The organism is Mycobacterium neumannii (assembly GCF_048452905.1).
GTDB classification, from domain to species: domain Bacteria; phylum Actinomycetota; class Actinomycetes; order Mycobacteriales; family Mycobacteriaceae; genus Mycobacterium; species Mycobacterium neumannii_B.
In genome coordinates this window covers 426,998-441,500 of record NZ_JBCGVF010000001.1, presented here as the reverse complement: position 1 = coordinate 441,500, position 14,503 = coordinate 426,998, and the positions used below count along the sequence as shown (strand labels likewise).

The following is a 14,503-nucleotide window of genomic DNA, read 5'->3' as shown; positions in this document are numbered from 1 at the left end:
TGCCGTGACCGGTGGCTTCGCGAAGGACCCGTTGGCGCCGCTGGCTGACCTGCCCGGCGTCGCGGAGGCCGCCGAGGAGGCCCGTGAAGCGCTGGGCCGCGCACACCGCCACCGAACCAACCTTCGGGGCTGGCCGCGCAGCGCCGCCGAGGCCGCGCTGCGGGCCGCTCGAGCGTCGTCGGTGCTGGACGGCGGTGCGCTTGCGTTGACCGACGACGGCACCCCGGACCCGGTGCTGGCCGGGGCGCTGAGAGTGTCCGAAGCCGTGGAAGGCGGGGCGACGACCTTGGTCGGTGTCTGGCAGCGGGCCCCGCTGCAGGCCATCGCCCGGTTGCACGCGCTGGCGGCGGCGGACATCGCCGATGACGAACGGTTGGGCCGCCCGCGCCAGGAGGCCCACGTGGGCACGCGGCTGACCCTGCTGGCCGACATCCTCACGGGAGGGACCCGGGTGCCCGCGCCGGTGCTCGCCGCCGTCGTGCACGGCGAACTGCTCACGCTCGCCCCGTTCGGTGCCGCCGACGGTGTGGTGGCGCGGGCGGCGTCGCGGTTGGTGACGATCACCACCGGGCTCGATCCACACGGGCTCGGCGTGCCGGAGGTTCACTGGATGCGCCGCTCCGGTGACTACGACGCCGCGGCTCGGGGGTTCTCGTCCGGCACCCCCGACGGCCTGACCGCGTGGATCCTGTTGAGCTGCCGCGCATTGCGCGAGGGCGCCCGCGAGGCGTTGTCGATCGCGCAGGCGGGCCCGTCGCCGTGAGGCGTTGCTGAAAGGGGCGGCCATCACAGGCCGTCACCCGGTCGCCAACGCGAAGCGGGCGACGCTCCGAATGTGGTTCGGCTCGTCGCCCGCTAACACGGAGACCGGTTACCAAGCGTGCTCTGATGGGTTGCGTGGGTGGCCTCGGCGTCTTGTCGATGCGCTTCGACTGCGACCCCACCCAAGGGCTCGCTCTAGCCGTCCGCTCTTCGCAAATACGCAGGCCCGCAACACTTTTGCCTATTCCGCGGCATGTGCTCCGCGTGGGTGCCGGGTTCCGCGCTGGGGAGCCTGAAGCGGGAGATTCGAGCCTTCTCTTCCGACTCGATCTTGGCCTCTCCAAGCTTCCGTGACTCCTTTGTACCCCGTGACCGCGATCACATCAAGGGCCAAAATCAGCCCTAGTCCGGATCGTTACGCGGACGCCGGGTTGGCGGGTGATGAGTTGGCTAGAAGGCGAAGCGCCGCAACAGCGAATAGGTCAGCGCGCCGGCGGCCAGAGCGCTGATGCCGACCGCCGCGGTGGTCGCCATGGCCGCGCCCGACGGGGCCGGGATCCGGTCCCGCAGCGACACCGGTTTGGAGAAGTCGAGCACGGGCCAACCCCGGGCCGCGGCTTCCTTGCGCAACGTGCGGTCGGGATTGACCACGTGCGGATGGCCGACGGCCTCGAGCATCGGGAGGTCGGTGATCGAGTCGGAGTAGGCATAGGAATGCTCGAGCGCGTAACCCTCGCGTGCGGCCAGTTCCCGGATCGCGGCCACCTTGCCCTCGCCGTAGCAGTAGAAGGCGATCTCTCCGGTGTATTTGCCGTCCTCGACGACCATACGGGTGGCCATCGCGTGGGTGGCGCCAAGCGCACGAGCGATCGGCGCGACGATCTCCTCCCCGGAGGCCGACACCATGACCACGTCGCGGCCGCACAGTTTGTGGTCGGCGATCAGCTCGGCCGCCTCCGCGAAAACCAACGGGGTGACGACGTCATGCAGGGTTTCGCCCACGATCGACTTCACCTGCTCCACGTCCCAGCCGGCGCACATGTTGGTGACGTAGGCGCGCATGCGGTCCATCTGGTCGTGGTCGGCGCCGGACATGAGAAAGAGGAATTGGGCGTACGTGGACTTCAGCACTGCCCGCCGATTCATTAGTCCTTGCGCAAAAAAAGGTTTGCTGAAAGCCAGAGTGCTGCTTTTTGCGATGACCGTTTTATCGAGATCGAAGAAGGCGGCTGTTCTGACCGGACCGTCCGCCGGGGCGCCCGTCGCGGAAGCGTTCGGCGCCTCGGCCGCCGAACCAGATGCGCTCACGACGCCAGCATAGGGGCCCGCGCGTGACAATCGCCGGGAGAGTGTACAAAGTGGCAGGTTATGACAGGTGTCGGAGGCAGGACACTTCCGCAGATTGGGCCTCTTTTCTCAGCGCGCAGCACTTGCGCCGAAGCCGACTGGCGTGTGTATAGTGAGCCTTACCCGGCTTATGTCGGGTGTGCATCAGCCCGACCCCCCGGGGCTGATACACGACGACCTCCGCCTCCTCCCCCCCTGGCGGGGGTCGTCCCTTTTTCAGGACCTTTCGCAATCCGGATATGTGCTGCCATTCACATTGGTTGCGGAACGCCGTTTTCGTTTGCGGACTCTCACCTGGGCCATTCACAAGATCGCTTTGATCCACAGATGAGGCGTCGGCGGTAGCGTCGCCGCAAGCCCAGGCCACAGGGTTGGAGGGTGGCTTCATCAAGGGGATACCTCGCGCTGATCGCCGACCCCGCACTTCGCGAGGACGTGGACCGGGTGTGTGCGGCGGCGGGTGTGCCGGTTGTCCACGCGTCGGAGCCCTCCAGCCGCAAGGTCTGGACGGAGGCGGCCGCCGTCGTGCTCGACATCACAGCCGCCCGCCGATGCGTGGCCCGCGCGTTGCCGCGACGTACGCGCGTCGTCCTGGTGGGCCGCGTCGAACCCCGCGGAACCGACTGGCAGGCGGCGATCGAGGTCGGTGCCCAGCGGGTCCTCACCCTCCCCGAGCAGGACGACGAGCTGATGGCGGAATTGGCCGAGGCCGCTGAAGGCCTGCACGAGGCGGGCAGTCGCGGTGCGGTGGCGGCCGTCATCGCCGGCCGCGGTGGTGCAGGCGCATCGGTCTTCGCGACCGCGCTGGCCCTGACCGCGCCCGAGGCGTTGTTGATCGACGTCGACCCGTGGAGCGGCGGCATTGATCTGGTCGTGGGCGGTGAAGCCGAATCCGGGCTGCGCTGGCCGGATCTGCGGCTGGAGGGCGGACGGTTGAATTACGAGGCGCTGCGGGATGCGTTGCCGCGCGTACGGGGCGTGACCGTGCTTTCTGGCAGCCGCGCCGGCTGCGACGTCGACCCCGTACCGCTCGGTGCCGTGATCGACGCGGGCAGTCGCGGCGGTGCCACCGTCGTATGCGACGTCCCTAGGCGGTCGACCGCGGCGGCCGAGACCGCCCTGGCCTCCGCCGATCTCGCCGTCGTCGTGACACCCGCCGACGTGCGGTCCTGCGCGGCGGCCGACGCGGTCGCCCGGTGGGTGTCGACGCTCAATCCGAACTCGGGTGTGGTGGTGCGCGGTCCGGCACCGGGCGGGCTGCGGTCGGCGGAGGTCGCCGAGATCGTCGGGTTGCCGCTGCTGGCGGGGATGCGTCCGCAACCGGGTATGGCGGTCACCCTCGAGCGGGGCGGACTGCGGGTCGGTCGCCGGTCACCGCTCGGTCGCGCGACGCGCAAGGTGTTGACGATTCTGCAGCAGCATCCTGCGGTCGCCGCATGAGCGACTCGTTGATCGACCGAGTCCGCGAGCGACTCGCGGCCGAATCGGCACCGCTGCGCCCGACGGTGGTGGCCGCAGCGATCCGCGCGGAGTCCGGCGGTGTGCTCGGCGACAGCGAAGTGCTCAGCGGCCTTCGCCTCTTGGAGACCGAGCTGACCGGGGCGGGTGTGCTCGAACCGTTGCTGTCGGCCGACGGCACCACCGATGTCCTGGTCACGGCCCCCGACGCGGTGTGGGTGGATGACGGCAACGGATTGCGTCGCACCGGAATTCGCTTTTCCGACGAGAGCTCCGTGCGCAGGCTCGCGCAGCGGTTGGCGCTCGCCGCTGGACGTCGCCTCGACGAGGCGCAGCCATGGGTCGACGGCCAGCTGACGGGGTTCGGCGCCGGCGCGTTCACGGTGCGTCTGCACGCGGTCCTGCCGCCGATCGCTTCCGGGGGAACGTGTCTGTCGCTGCGGGTGCTGCGGCCCGCGACGCAGGGCCTGGCCTCGCTGACCGCCGCCGGCGCGATCGACCCGGCCGCCGCTACCCTCCTCGACGGCGTGGTACGCGCACGGCTGGCGTTCCTGGTCTCGGGAGGCACCGGGGCGGGCAAGACCACCCTGTTGGCCGCCCTGCTCGGCGCCGTTCCTTCTACCGAACGCATCGTCTGCGTCGAGGACGCCTCGGAACTCGCTCCACCCCATCCGCACCTGGTGAAGCTGGTGGCGCGTTGCGCCAACGTCGAGGGCGCGGGCGAGGTGACGATGCGGGACCTGGTGAGGCAGGCGCTCCGGATGAGGCCCGACCGCATCGTGGTCGGTGAGGTACGCGGCGCCGAGGTCGTCGATCTGCTCGGCGCGCTCAACACCGGTCACGATGGTGGCGCCGGAACCGTGCACGCCAACAGCCCGACAGAGGTGCCTGCTCGCCTCGAGGCGCTGGCCGCGCTCGGTGGACTTGACCGAGCCGCCTTGCACAGCCAACTCGGCGCCGCTGTGCAGGTGGTGATCCACGTCGGCCGCGACCGAGCAGGCCTGCGCCGACTCGATGAGATCGCGGTGTTGACCGCCGGAGGCGAAGGCCCGGTCAGTGCCTCCACGGCGTGGCGTCTCGGGCAAGGCTTCGGCCCCGGCGCACAGCGGCTCAACGATCTGATCCGTGAGCGGGGTGGCTCGTGAGCGTCGCCGCGCTGGCTCTCGCGCTGGCGCTTCTCACCACACCCGGTACGCGACGGCGGCGCACACCGGTGGCACGCTCGCGCCGCCGGGCGATACGGGTGCCGTCGCCTCTGTGGCTGGTCGTCGTCCTCGTCGCCCTGATGATCGTTGCGCCGCTCGGTGTCGTGGCGGCGGCGGTCATCGCGGCCGCCACCGTCGAAACCCGCAGCCGGCGTCGGCGCACAGAGCGGGAGCGGGCCAAAGAAGCCGCCGCACTGGAGGGTGCGCTCGACGTACTGGTCGGGGAACTGCGGATCGGCGCCCATCCGGTAGCAGCGTTCGACACGGCGGCCAACGAGGCTGACGGTGCAGTCGCGGCAGCACTGCGCACGGTGGCGGCCAGGGCGCGGATGGGTGGCGATGTCGCGGCCGGGATGCTCAGCGTGGCACGACGGTCTGCGCTGCCGACGTATTGGCAGCGGCTCGCGGTCTGCTGGAATCTGGCTCAGTCGCAAGGCCTCGCCATTGCGACGCTGATGCACACCGCGCACCGTGACATCGTTGCGCGGGAACGGTTCTCGACTCAGGTGAGCGCGGGTCTGGCCGGTGCGCGGACCACGGCCACTGCGCTCGCCGTCCTGCCGTTGCTGGGCATCGGGCTCGGCGAGATGATCGGTGCCCAGCCGCTGCGCTTCCTATTGTCGACGGGCCAATGGCTCCTGGCCATCGGTGCGGCACTGACATGTCTGGGGTTGGTGTGGTCGGACCGGATCACCGGCGGGGTGGTGCGATGACACTTGCCGCGCTGCTTCTCGCGATCGCTGCGCTTATCGGAGGCACCGATGGCCGAGCCCGTATGCGGGCCGCACTCACCCCGAATCCGAAGTCACACCACAAAGCCCGGGCCAATGATCCGTTGGCGTTGGCCTCGGCGCTCGACGTGCTGGCGGCCTGCCTTCATTCGGGTATGGCGGTGGCTGGCGCCGCGGCGGCCGCGGCGCCCTCAGCACCGCCGACGGTGGCCCGAGTGCTGAGCCGTGCCGCGGATCTGCTTGCCCTGGGCGCCGACCCGGCGACCGCGTGGGCCACTGCACCAGAGGGCGATCGCGGCGTCGACGCATTGTTGCGGCTCGCGCGGCGGTCGGCAACGTCGGGAACTGCCCTCGCCCAAGGGGTCAGCGCGCTGGCCAACCGGTCGCGTGACGACGCGGCAGACACCGCGCGCGCCGCGGCCGAACGCGCCTCCGTCTTGATCGCAGGCCCGCTGGGGGTGTGCTACCTGCCGGCGTTCTTCTGCCTGGGCATCATCCCGGTCGTCGCGGGCCTGGCCTCAGACGTGCTGCAGTCGGGGATTTTGTGAAGGACAACGAGTGGGGAGAAAAGGTGATGGGCAACAGGATTCGAGCGCTCCAGACGCGGCTGACGATGCTGATCGTCGCCGACGAGGGAATGTCGACCGTCGAGTATGCGATCGGCACGATCGCGGCCGCGGCATTCGGCGCGATCCTCTACACGGTCGTCACCGGCGACTCGATCGTCAGCGCGTTGACCAACATCATCAGCCGCGCCCTCAACACGAACGTCTGACCAGTGAGCGTGGCAGTGCCACGGTCGAAGCGGCGTTTGCGGTGGCAGCGCTGGTCGCGGTCCTCGTCTTGTGTCTGGGCGGGCTCACGGCGGTGTCGATGCACATCCGGTGTGTCGACGCCGCGCGCGAGGCCGCACGACTTGCCGCCCGCGGCCACGACGGCAGCGCGGCGCGCGATCTGGTACCCGAGGGAGCCACCGTCGTCACCCGCCGCGAGGGACAGTTCGTCACCGCCACCGTGCGCGCACGGTCGCCGATACCGCCCGGGTTCACCGTCGAGGCGCGAGCAGTGGCGGCGATGGAACCGGGGGCGGGCTGAGCAGGGTTCGGCCACCCTCATCGCCGCTGCGATGATCGCGATGGTGGTGACGATCGCCATCGGTGCCGCTTACCTCGGTGCGGCGGTGACGGCTCGGCACCGCGCACAGGCGGCCGCAGACCTGGGCGCGTTGGCAGCCGCCCACCGGGTCGCGGCCGGTATCGACCAAGCGTGCTCGTGGGCGGCCGCGGTCGCCGATGCCATGGAGACCGAGATGGCGCGATGCGACGTCGATGATCTCGATATTGTTGTCGCCGTTGACGTTCCGATCACATTGGGCCGGTTCGGTGTAGGCGCCGCGCGTGCGGTCGCCCGCGCGGGCCCGACCGATGTCAGCAGCTAGGAATCGCGTCGGCCCGCTTCGGCGATCTCAGTGGCATTTGGGCGGCGCAGCGTCGCCAGCGCGGCATACACGTCGTCGTCGAGTTCGACCCGGTTCACCGTCACATGGACCGGTGCCCACTCTTGGCCGCCGACGCCGGTCATCCGCAGTACGCCGGACGCGATACCGGTCCTGAAATCGACGGCCATTCGCTCCATCTCGGCGCGGTCGTCGGGATGCACCGCGTGTTCGCCCGCCAGGCTGACGCGCCAGTCGAAGAACGGAGCCGGGTCGTCGAGCCACTTCAACAAGGTCCAGTTCGTCGGGTCCACCAAGGCGCGGTGCACACCAGGCTGGGCCAGTCCGTTGAGGATTCGCTGGGCGAGGTGATCCTGCTCCGGGTGCTCTTGCTCCCGTTCGCTGCGCCAGTTCATCGCTCGGCACAAAAGCCGATCCGGTCCGTCGTCATCGGATTCCAGCACCGCCCGCGTCACGAACCCGACGCTGATCGCCTCACCGCGGTGATCGGTGACGTCCCATGTGCTGCAGAACGCGGCGCCCGGCTCGCGTTTGATCGCCATGGTCAACACCTTGGCCTCGCTGGGGTTGAGTTCACGCATCGGCAAGTCGTCGGCGAAAGTGCGGTTATGGGTCGGCTCCTGAGGCGATTCCCACCCGCTGTTGGCCAGCGATTCGGGGGTCGCGGTGGCGATGCCGGTGTCGAGGTTCCAGACCAGCGGTCCGGGCACCGGGCGCTCCGGAGGTTCCATGTCGGGCGGCCCGATCCAGACGTGTACTCCGTGTATCCGGCCGTCGGTCATCTGCACGACCTCCGTGCGGATGACACGGTCGTTCTTCGGGGTGATGCTGCTCAAGCCCTGATGTGCGCGCACCGTTTCGCCGATCGCCGTCTGGACCGCCATCAGATGCGGATTGCGCCGCAGGAAGGCACTGATCGGGATCAGGTTCTGGGTTCGACGGCCCTGTGCGACCACTGCGGGCTCGCTGCCCAGCGTCTCCACGAGCAGCCAGTCGTGGGTCATGGGGCTACCTTACCGGCGCGCGTGCCCGCGATTCGGTGTGCTGCGCCAGCGGTTGCGACACCCTCAGCCGGAGGGTTCGGATATCTCGCGCAGCACCAACCGCAGCACCCGCACCGCGCCCTCCTTGTCCAGCGGATCGTTCCCGTTGCCGCACTTGGGCGACTGCACGCACGACGGGCAGCCCGCCGGACACTCACACGCCTCGATCGCATCTGCCGTCGCGGCCCACCAGGTGATGAGCCGGTGATAACCGCGGTCGGCGAAACCCGCACCGCCGGGGTAGCCGTCGTACACGAAGATCGTCGGCAGCCCCTGCACGGGCCCGACGGCCGTCGATACACCGCCGATGTCGCCACGATCGCAGCTGGCGACCAACGGCAGCAGCCCGATCGCGGCGTGCTCTGCGGCATGCAGCGCACCAGGCACACGCAGAAAATCGATGCCGTTGTGCTGTAACGCCTCTGGCGTGATCGTGCACATCACGGCCATGGTGTCCAGCGTGCGGGTGGGCATCTCGAGTTCGACGAAATCGATCACTTCACCCGTCAGGTGCCTGCGCAGATAACCGGTCACCGTATTGCTCACCGAAACCGGGACGAGCCCAACGGTGACCGCGCCGAACGTCTTTCGCTCACCATGCCCGGTGACCGCGATGTCGGTGACCTCCCGCGCCGTGGTGGTGTAACCGGGATCGTCGGCGTGCACGAAGGCCACGCCGTCTTCGAAGTCGAGGGAGTCGACAACATAGGTCTCGCCCTGGTGCAGATACACCGCTCCGGGATGCACAGAAGAGGGCGCCTGGCCCGCCCCGGTGCTCCCGAGCATGCGTCCCGTCCCGGCCTCCAGGATCGCGATCTGACCGCCGGACGAGCCGCGAATGTCGACAGCCGGATGCGGGTCCATACCGGGTGTGGGGAAGTACCCGTTGGCCCGTCGCCGCAGCAGTCCGTCGTCGACGAGCGTCGCAGCCACGTCCTCGGCATTCCACATCCGCACCTCGGCATCGGTGAGCGGAAGTTCGGCGGCCGCGCAGAGCAGTTGTGGCCCAAGCACATACGGGTTGGTCGGGTCGATCACGACGCGCTCGATCGGCTTGTCCAATAGCGCCGACGGGTGGTGCACCAGGTAGGTGTCGAGCGGATCGTCGCGGGCGATCAGCACGATCAGCGCGCCTTGACCGCGCCGCCCCGAGCGGCCCGCCTGTTGCCAGAACGATGTCACGGTGCCCGGAAACCCGGCGAGGACAACGGCGTCCAGACCGGCGATGTCGACACCCAACTCCAACGCGTTCGTCGTCGCCAACCCCCGCAGTTCGCCGTCGGTCAACGCGCGCTCGAGCGCGCGGCGGTCTTCGGACAGATAACCGGCGCGATATGAAGCCACCCGGTCGGCGAGATCGGGCGCCCTTTCCTGTAAGCGGGCCCGCGCCCCCAACGCGGTCAGCTCGGCGCCGCGCCGTGACCGCACGAACGTCAGCATCCGGGCGCCCTCGGCGACCAGATCGGCCATCACGCTGGCTGCTTCGGCTCCCGCCGAACGCCTTACCGGTGCCCCGTTTTCACCCACCAGGTCGTCGAGCAGCGGAGGTTCCCAAAGCGCCACGGTGCGGGCGCCCTGCGGTGACCCGTCCTCGGTGACCTCCGCGACCGTTTGGCCGATCAGCTCGGAGGCGGTCTGGGCCGGCGAGGCCGTCGTGGCGCTGGCGAAGACCACGGTCGGCACCCCGCCACTCGGCGAGTATCGGGCGCACAGCCGCAGAAGCCGGCGCAACACGAGAGCCACATTCGAGCCAAAAATGCCGCGATAGTAATGGCATTCGTCGACGACGATGTAACTCAGGTTGCGCAGGAACACCGCCCAGCGAGCGTGGTTGCGCAGCAGTGACAGATGGATCATGTCGGGGTTGGAGAAGATCCACCGAGACCGTTCCCGCGCGAACCGGCGCACGTCGCTGTGGCTGTCGCCGTCGTAGGCGCACGGTGCGACGTCGGACAACCCCACCGCCTCGGTGAGCGCGACCGCGGACCGGAGTTGGTCGTGGCCGAGCGCTTTGGTCGGCGACAGATACAGCGTCCGCGACCGCGGATTCGCCTTCAGGTCTGTCAATATCGGCAACTGGTAGGCAAGCGACTTGCCCGACGCCGTGCCGGTGCACAGAACGACATGGCGTCCACCGTGAGCGAGGTCGGCGGCGGCGTGTTGATGTGACCACGGAGCCTCGATGCCCCGATCAACGAACGCCCGCACCACATCTGGGTCGGCCCAACACGGCCACCCCATCGGGCGACCCCGTCGCGGTGGGATGTCTGCGACGTGGCGCAGCGGATTCGGGCCGCCTGCAACCGTGCCTTCGACCGCGCACGCGAGTAGCTCGCGGCCGAAATCAGCCATCGATCATCCTTCCCGATACACCTCTTTAGGCGAATTGTTCCCCATTTGAAACGCCGAGACTGTCGCCGCAGCCACGAACGTGATTGACTTATCGCGGTCGCAGCTTCTGTGTTCGTGTACTAGCACTCGCAGGATCGACGTTGCGATCGCGGTTCCTGCGAGGGTTGTAGGTCGGGTTGAGTTCCGAGCTTCCACGAAGGAGAGCGGTCGGAACGGGCCCGGTGTACCGAAACACGGTGGACCGCACCCGGTGAATAAGAGAAGGAAACAACAGGAAATGCCACAGGGAACTGTGAAGTGGTTCAACGCGGAGAAGGGCTTCGGCTTCATCGCCCCGGAGGACGGCTCCGCTGACGTTTTTGTCCACTACACGGAGATTCAGGGCAGCGGTTTCCGCACCCTGGAGGAGAACCAGAAGGTCGAGTTCGAGGTTGGCCAGAGCCCCAAGGGGCCCCAGGCCACCGGTGTTCGGGCCGTCTAGCGCGACCAGCACGATCGAAAGGCGACACCCCGCGAGCGTCGAGAACCGACCGCCGCGGGGTGTTCGCTATTCCGGCGCGCTACGGCACGGCCGCCACGGCTGAGGCCGGTACCTGGCTTACTGTCGATTTGTGAGCCAGCTGTCGTTCTTCTCGGCGGAGTCGGTGCCCCCCGCGGTGGCCGACCTCACCGGGCTGCTCGCCGGACCTGGCCAGGTTGTCCTGGTGGGTTCCGGTACTAAGCAGGGTGCGCGGCTGTCTGTCGTCGTCGACCGTCAATGGCGGGCGGAGGCGCTCGCCGAGATGATCGTCGAGGCCGGTCTGGAACCCGAGATCGCCCGCACCGACGAGAACACACCGCTGGTGCGCACCGCGGTCGACACCCGACTGGTGGAGATCGCGGCCGTTTGGACCCGGGGCGCGGTCAAGACCGTCCCGCCGAACTGGCTGCCCGGCCCGCGCGAGCTTCGGGCCTGGACCTTGGCCGCGGGCACACCCGAAGCCGACCGTTATCTGCTCGGGCTGGACCCGCACGCGCCGGACACGCATTCGCCGCTCGCGTCGGCGATGATGCGGGTGGGAATCGCGCCGACGCTGATCGGTACCCGCGGGTCACGCCCGGCCCTGCGGATCAGCGGTCGACGCCGGCTATCGCGCCTGGTAGAGAACGTGGGGGAACCTCCCGGCAGTGTGGAGGCGTTCCAGGAATGGCCACGGGTCTGACGGCTGCTGCGAGGGGGGTCAGTTTGCGTCGGTTGGCGCGGGGTGCGAAATTGTCAGTTGCCGACAGGGTTGATTCGCCGCCGGATGCGGAATTCTGCGCTGTGGGTGACCAAAGAAGTGGAGCGTAAGCAAAAGGTGGCTGATGGGGACCGCGGCAGCGGCCGTAACGGAAGCGTCCGGCGGCTCGTCATAGTCGAGTCGCCTACCAAGGCGCGCAAGATAGCGGGCTACCTGGGCTCCAATTACATCGTCGAGTCGTCCCGTGGGCACATCCGCGACCTGCCCCGCAACGCCGCCGACGTGCCCGCGAAGTACAAATCCGAGCCGTGGGCCCGCCTCGGGGTGGACGTCGACCACAACTTCGAGCCGCTCTACATCATCAGCCCCGAGAAGAAAAGCACGGTCGCCGAGCTGAAAGACCTGCTCAAGAACGTCGACGAGCTGTATCTGGCCACGGACGGCGACCGCGAGGGCGAGGCGATCGCCTGGCATCTGCTCGAGACGCTCAAGCCGCGCATCCCAGTCAAGCGGATGGTGTTCCACGAGATCACCGAGCCGGCCATCCGCGCCGCCGCCGAGGACCCGCGCGACCTGGACAACGACCTGGTCGACGCGCAGGAGACGCGCCGCATCCTGGACCGGCTGTACGGCTACGAGGTCAGCCCGGTTCTGTGGAAGAAGGTCGCGCCGAAGTTGTCGGCCGGCCGGGTGCAATCCGTCGCGACGCGCATCATCGTGCAGCGCGAACGCGAACGGATGGCGTTCCGCAGCGCGGGGTATTGGGACGTGACCGCCGAACTCGACGCCAGTGTCTCCGACCCGCAGGCCTCGCCCCCGACGTTCACCGCCAAGCTGAACACGGTCGACGGGCGCCGCGTGGCCACCGGCCGCGACTTCGACTCGCTGGGCCAGGTCAAGAAGCCCGACGAGGTGCTGGTGCTCGACCAGGCCGCCGCGACGGCGTTGGCGGGCGGTCTGCGCGGAGCGCAGCTGGCGGTCAGCTCGGTCGAACAGAAGCCCTACACCCGCAGGCCGTACGCGCCGTTCATGACCTCGACGCTGCAGCAGGAGGCGGGTCGCAAACTGAGGTTCTCCTCGGAACGCACGATGAGCATCGCGCAGCGGCTCTACGAGAACGGCTACATCACCTATATGCGCACGGACTCGACGACGTTGTCGGCGAGCGCGGTGGAAGCAGCCCGCAACCAGGCCCGCCAGCTCTACGGCGAGGAGTATCTGCATCCGTCGCCGCGGCAGTACACCCGCAAGGTGAAGAACGCCCAGGAGGCGCACGAGGCCATCCGGCCCGCGGGTGACGTGTTCTCCACGCCGGGCCAGCTGCACGGTGCGCTCGACACGGACGAGTTCCGGCTCTACGAGCTGATCTGGCAGCGCACCGTGGCCTCCCAGATGGCCGACGCGCGCGGCACGACACTGAGTCTGCGCATCTCCGGAACAGCCAGTTCGGGGGAGCAGGTCGTCTTCAACGCCAGCGGCCGCACGATCACCTTCGCCGGCTTTCTGAAGGCCTACGTCGAGAGCATCGACGACCAGGCCGGCGGCGAGGCCGACGACGCCGAGAGCCGGCTGCCGAATCTCGAGCAGGGCCAGCGCGTCGACGCCAACGAGCTCACCGCCGACGGGCACAACACCGCGCCACCCGCCCGCTACACCGAGGCTTCGCTGATCAAGGCTCTCGAGGACCTCGGCATCGGCAGGCCGTCGACGTACTCGTCGATCATCAAGACGATCCAGGACCGCGGTTACGTCGTGAAGCGGGGCAGCGCGCTGGTGCCGTCGTGGGTGGCGTTCGCCGTCATCGGGCTGCTCGAACAGCACTTCGGCCGCCTCGTCGACTACGGGTTCACCGCGGCGATGGAAGACGAACTCGACGAGATCGCCGCCGGTAACGAGCGACGGACCAACTGGCTCAACAACTTCTACTTCGGCGGCGATCACGGGGTCGAGGACTCGATCGCCCGCTCGGGTGGGCTCAAGAAGCTCGTCGGGGTGAACCTCGAGGAGATCGACGCCCGACAAATCAACTCCATCAAGCTGTTCGACGACGATCAGGGCCGGCCGATCTACGTGCGGGTGGGCAAGAACGGTGCGTACCTGGAGCGGATGGTTCCCGACGAGGACGCTGAGCCCGGCGAGCTCAAACCGCAGCGGGCCAACCTCAAGGATGACCTCACCCCCGACGAGCTGACCCTCGAGCTCGCCGAAAAGCTTTTCGCCACACCGCAAGAAGGCCGAACGCTGGGCGTCGACCCCGAAACCGGGCACGAGATCGTCGCCAAGGACGGTCGTTACGGTCCGTACGTCACCGAGGTTCTGCCCGAACCGCCCGACGACGGGGAGGCCGGGTCGCCGGCGAAGAAGGGCAAGAAGCCGACGGGTCCGAAGCCGCGCACCGGTTCGCTGTTGCGGTCGATGGATCTGGAGACCGTGACGTTGGACGATGCGCTGCGACTGTTGTCGCTGCCGCGCGTCGTCGGCGTCGACCCGAACACCGGTGAAGAGATCACCGCGCAGAACGGCCGCTACGGCCCATACCTCAAGCGCGGCACGGACTCTCGATCGCTTGCCACCGAAGAGCAGATGTTCGACATCACGCTCGACGAGGCCCTGAAGATCTACGCCGAGCCCAAGCGCCGCGGCGGTCAGCGGGCCGCGGCCCCGCCGTTGCGTGAACTCGGCGAGGATCCGGCGACCGGCAAGCCGATGGTGATCAAGGACGGCCGGTTCGGCCCGTATGTCACCGACGGGGAGACCAACGCCAGCCTGCGCAAAGGCGACGACGTCTTGTCGATCACCGACGAACGCGCCGCCGAACTGCTCGCCGACCGTCGGGCGCGCGGGCCGGTGAAGAGGACGAAGAAGGCGGGGGCGAAGAAGACGGCGAAAAAGGCCGGAGCGAAGAAAGCCGCCAAGAAGAGCTAGCGCG

13 protein-coding genes and 1 pseudogene are annotated in these 14,503 nt (G+C 68.5%); 11 read left to right on the top strand and 3 right to left on the bottom strand.

Annotated elements, in window-relative coordinates:
• The first annotated feature begins 4 nt into the window (after positions 1–4).
• Positions 5–763, top strand: coding sequence for an oxidoreductase (locus AAHH99_RS02085; RefSeq protein WP_418767181.1), 759 nt, complete (start codon positions 5–7; stop codon positions 761–763).
• Between the two features lie 449 nt (positions 764–1,212).
• Here the strand turns inward: AAHH99_RS02085 and AAHH99_RS02080 are convergent, their stop codons facing one another.
• Positions 1,213–2,070, bottom strand: a complete 858-nt coding sequence (locus AAHH99_RS02080; protein ID WP_094293226.1) for an HAD-IB family hydrolase — start codon at positions 2,068–2,070, stop codon at positions 1,213–1,215.
• Between the two features lie 417 nt (positions 2,071–2,487).
• Between AAHH99_RS02080 and ssd the strand changes: the two genes are divergently transcribed.
• The 7 genes and pseudogenes from ssd to AAHH99_RS02045 all read left to right on the top strand — a co-directional run.
• Complete coding sequence (gene ssd / locus AAHH99_RS02075) at positions 2,488–3,549, top strand: septum site-determining protein Ssd (protein ID WP_418767180.1); 1,062 nt, start codon at positions 2,488–2,490, stop codon at positions 3,547–3,549.
• Positions 3,546–4,712, top strand: a complete 1,167-nt coding sequence (locus AAHH99_RS02070) for a TadA family conjugal transfer-associated ATPase (protein WP_418767179.1) — start codon at positions 3,546–3,548, stop codon at positions 4,710–4,712. Before ssd ends, AAHH99_RS02070 begins: the two co-directional genes overlap by 4 nt.
• A complete protein-coding gene (locus AAHH99_RS02065; RefSeq protein WP_418767178.1) occupies positions 4,709–5,485 on the top strand; it encodes a type II secretion system F family protein in 777 nt (258 codons plus the stop codon). The genes AAHH99_RS02070 and AAHH99_RS02065 overlap by 4 nt, the downstream gene beginning before the upstream one ends.
• The gene (locus AAHH99_RS02060; protein ID WP_418767177.1) at positions 5,482–6,051 is read left to right on the top strand and encodes a type II secretion system F family protein; all 570 of its coding nucleotides are present in this window, start codon (positions 5,482–5,484) and stop codon (positions 6,049–6,051) included. Before AAHH99_RS02065 ends, AAHH99_RS02060 begins: the two co-directional genes overlap by 4 nt.
• Before the next feature lie 26 nt (positions 6,052–6,077).
• Positions 6,078–6,278 (top strand): DUF4244 domain-containing protein, encoded by a 201-nt coding sequence (locus tag AAHH99_RS02055; protein ID WP_066847236.1) that lies wholly within the window; start codon positions 6,078–6,080, stop codon positions 6,276–6,278.
• 41 nt (positions 6,279–6,319) lie between these two features.
• Positions 6,320–6,598: a TadE family type IV pilus minor pilin gene (locus tag AAHH99_RS02050; protein WP_418767176.1), complete on the top strand. Its 279-nt coding sequence runs from the start codon at positions 6,320–6,322 to the stop codon at positions 6,596–6,598.
• 10 nt (positions 6,599–6,608) lie between these two features.
• Positions 6,609–6,941 (top strand): annotated as a pseudogene (locus AAHH99_RS02045) (Rv3654c family TadE-like protein); the annotation flags it as partial.
• Here AAHH99_RS02045 and AAHH99_RS02040 read toward each other — a convergent pair.
• The gene (locus tag AAHH99_RS02040) at positions 6,938–7,963 is read right to left on the bottom strand and encodes a PAS domain-containing protein (RefSeq protein WP_418767175.1); all 1,026 of its coding nucleotides are present in this window, start codon (positions 7,961–7,963) and stop codon (positions 6,938–6,940) included. The pseudogene AAHH99_RS02045 and the gene AAHH99_RS02040 overlap by 4 nt on opposite strands.
• A 63-nt stretch (positions 7,964–8,026) precedes the next feature.
• Entirely contained in the window at positions 8,027–10,354 is a 2,328-nt protein-coding gene (locus AAHH99_RS02035; RefSeq protein ID WP_418767174.1) for a DEAD/DEAH box helicase, read from the bottom strand.
• Between the two features lie 277 nt (positions 10,355–10,631).
• Here AAHH99_RS02035 and AAHH99_RS02030 point away from each other — a divergent pair, with 277 nt between their 5' ends.
• From AAHH99_RS02030 to topA, 3 genes are all read left to right on the top strand, one after another.
• Positions 10,632–10,835, top strand: a complete 204-nt coding sequence (locus AAHH99_RS02030; RefSeq protein ID WP_006243848.1) for a cold-shock protein — start codon at positions 10,632–10,634, stop codon at positions 10,833–10,835.
• Between the two features lie 130 nt (positions 10,836–10,965).
• Positions 10,966–11,556 carry a hypothetical protein gene (locus tag AAHH99_RS02025; protein WP_418767173.1) on the top strand — a complete coding sequence of 197 codons (591 nt, stop codon included), beginning with the start codon at positions 10,966–10,968 and terminating at the stop codon, positions 11,554–11,556.
• 135 nt (positions 11,557–11,691) lie between these two features.
• Complete coding sequence (gene topA, locus AAHH99_RS02020; RefSeq protein WP_418767172.1) at positions 11,692–14,499, top strand: type I DNA topoisomerase; 2,808 nt, start codon at positions 11,692–11,694, stop codon at positions 14,497–14,499.
• Positions 14,500–14,503 lie beyond the last annotated feature (4 nt).

Bases quoted from the DNA above. Each gene is read 5' to 3' on its own strand.
- AAHH99_RS02035 (WP_418767174.1), bottom strand. From the start codon at position 10,354: ATGGCTGATTTCGGCCGCGAGCTACTCGCGTGCGCGGTCGAAGGCACG.
- AAHH99_RS02030 (WP_006243848.1), top strand. From the start codon at position 10,632: ATGCCACAGGGAACTGTGAAGTGGTTCAACGCGGAGAAGGGCTTCGGC.
- AAHH99_RS02070 (WP_418767179.1), top strand. From the start codon at position 3,546: ATGAGCGACTCGTTGATCGACCGAGTCCGCGAGCGACTCGCGGCCGAA.
- AAHH99_RS02055 (WP_066847236.1), top strand. From the start codon at position 6,078: ATGGGCAACAGGATTCGAGCGCTCCAGACGCGGCTGACGATGCTGATC.
- AAHH99_RS02040 (WP_418767175.1), bottom strand. From the start codon at position 7,963: ATGACCCACGACTGGCTGCTCGTGGAGACGCTGGGCAGCGAGCCCGCA.
- AAHH99_RS02060 (WP_418767177.1), top strand. From the start codon at position 5,482: ATGACACTTGCCGCGCTGCTTCTCGCGATCGCTGCGCTTATCGGAGGC.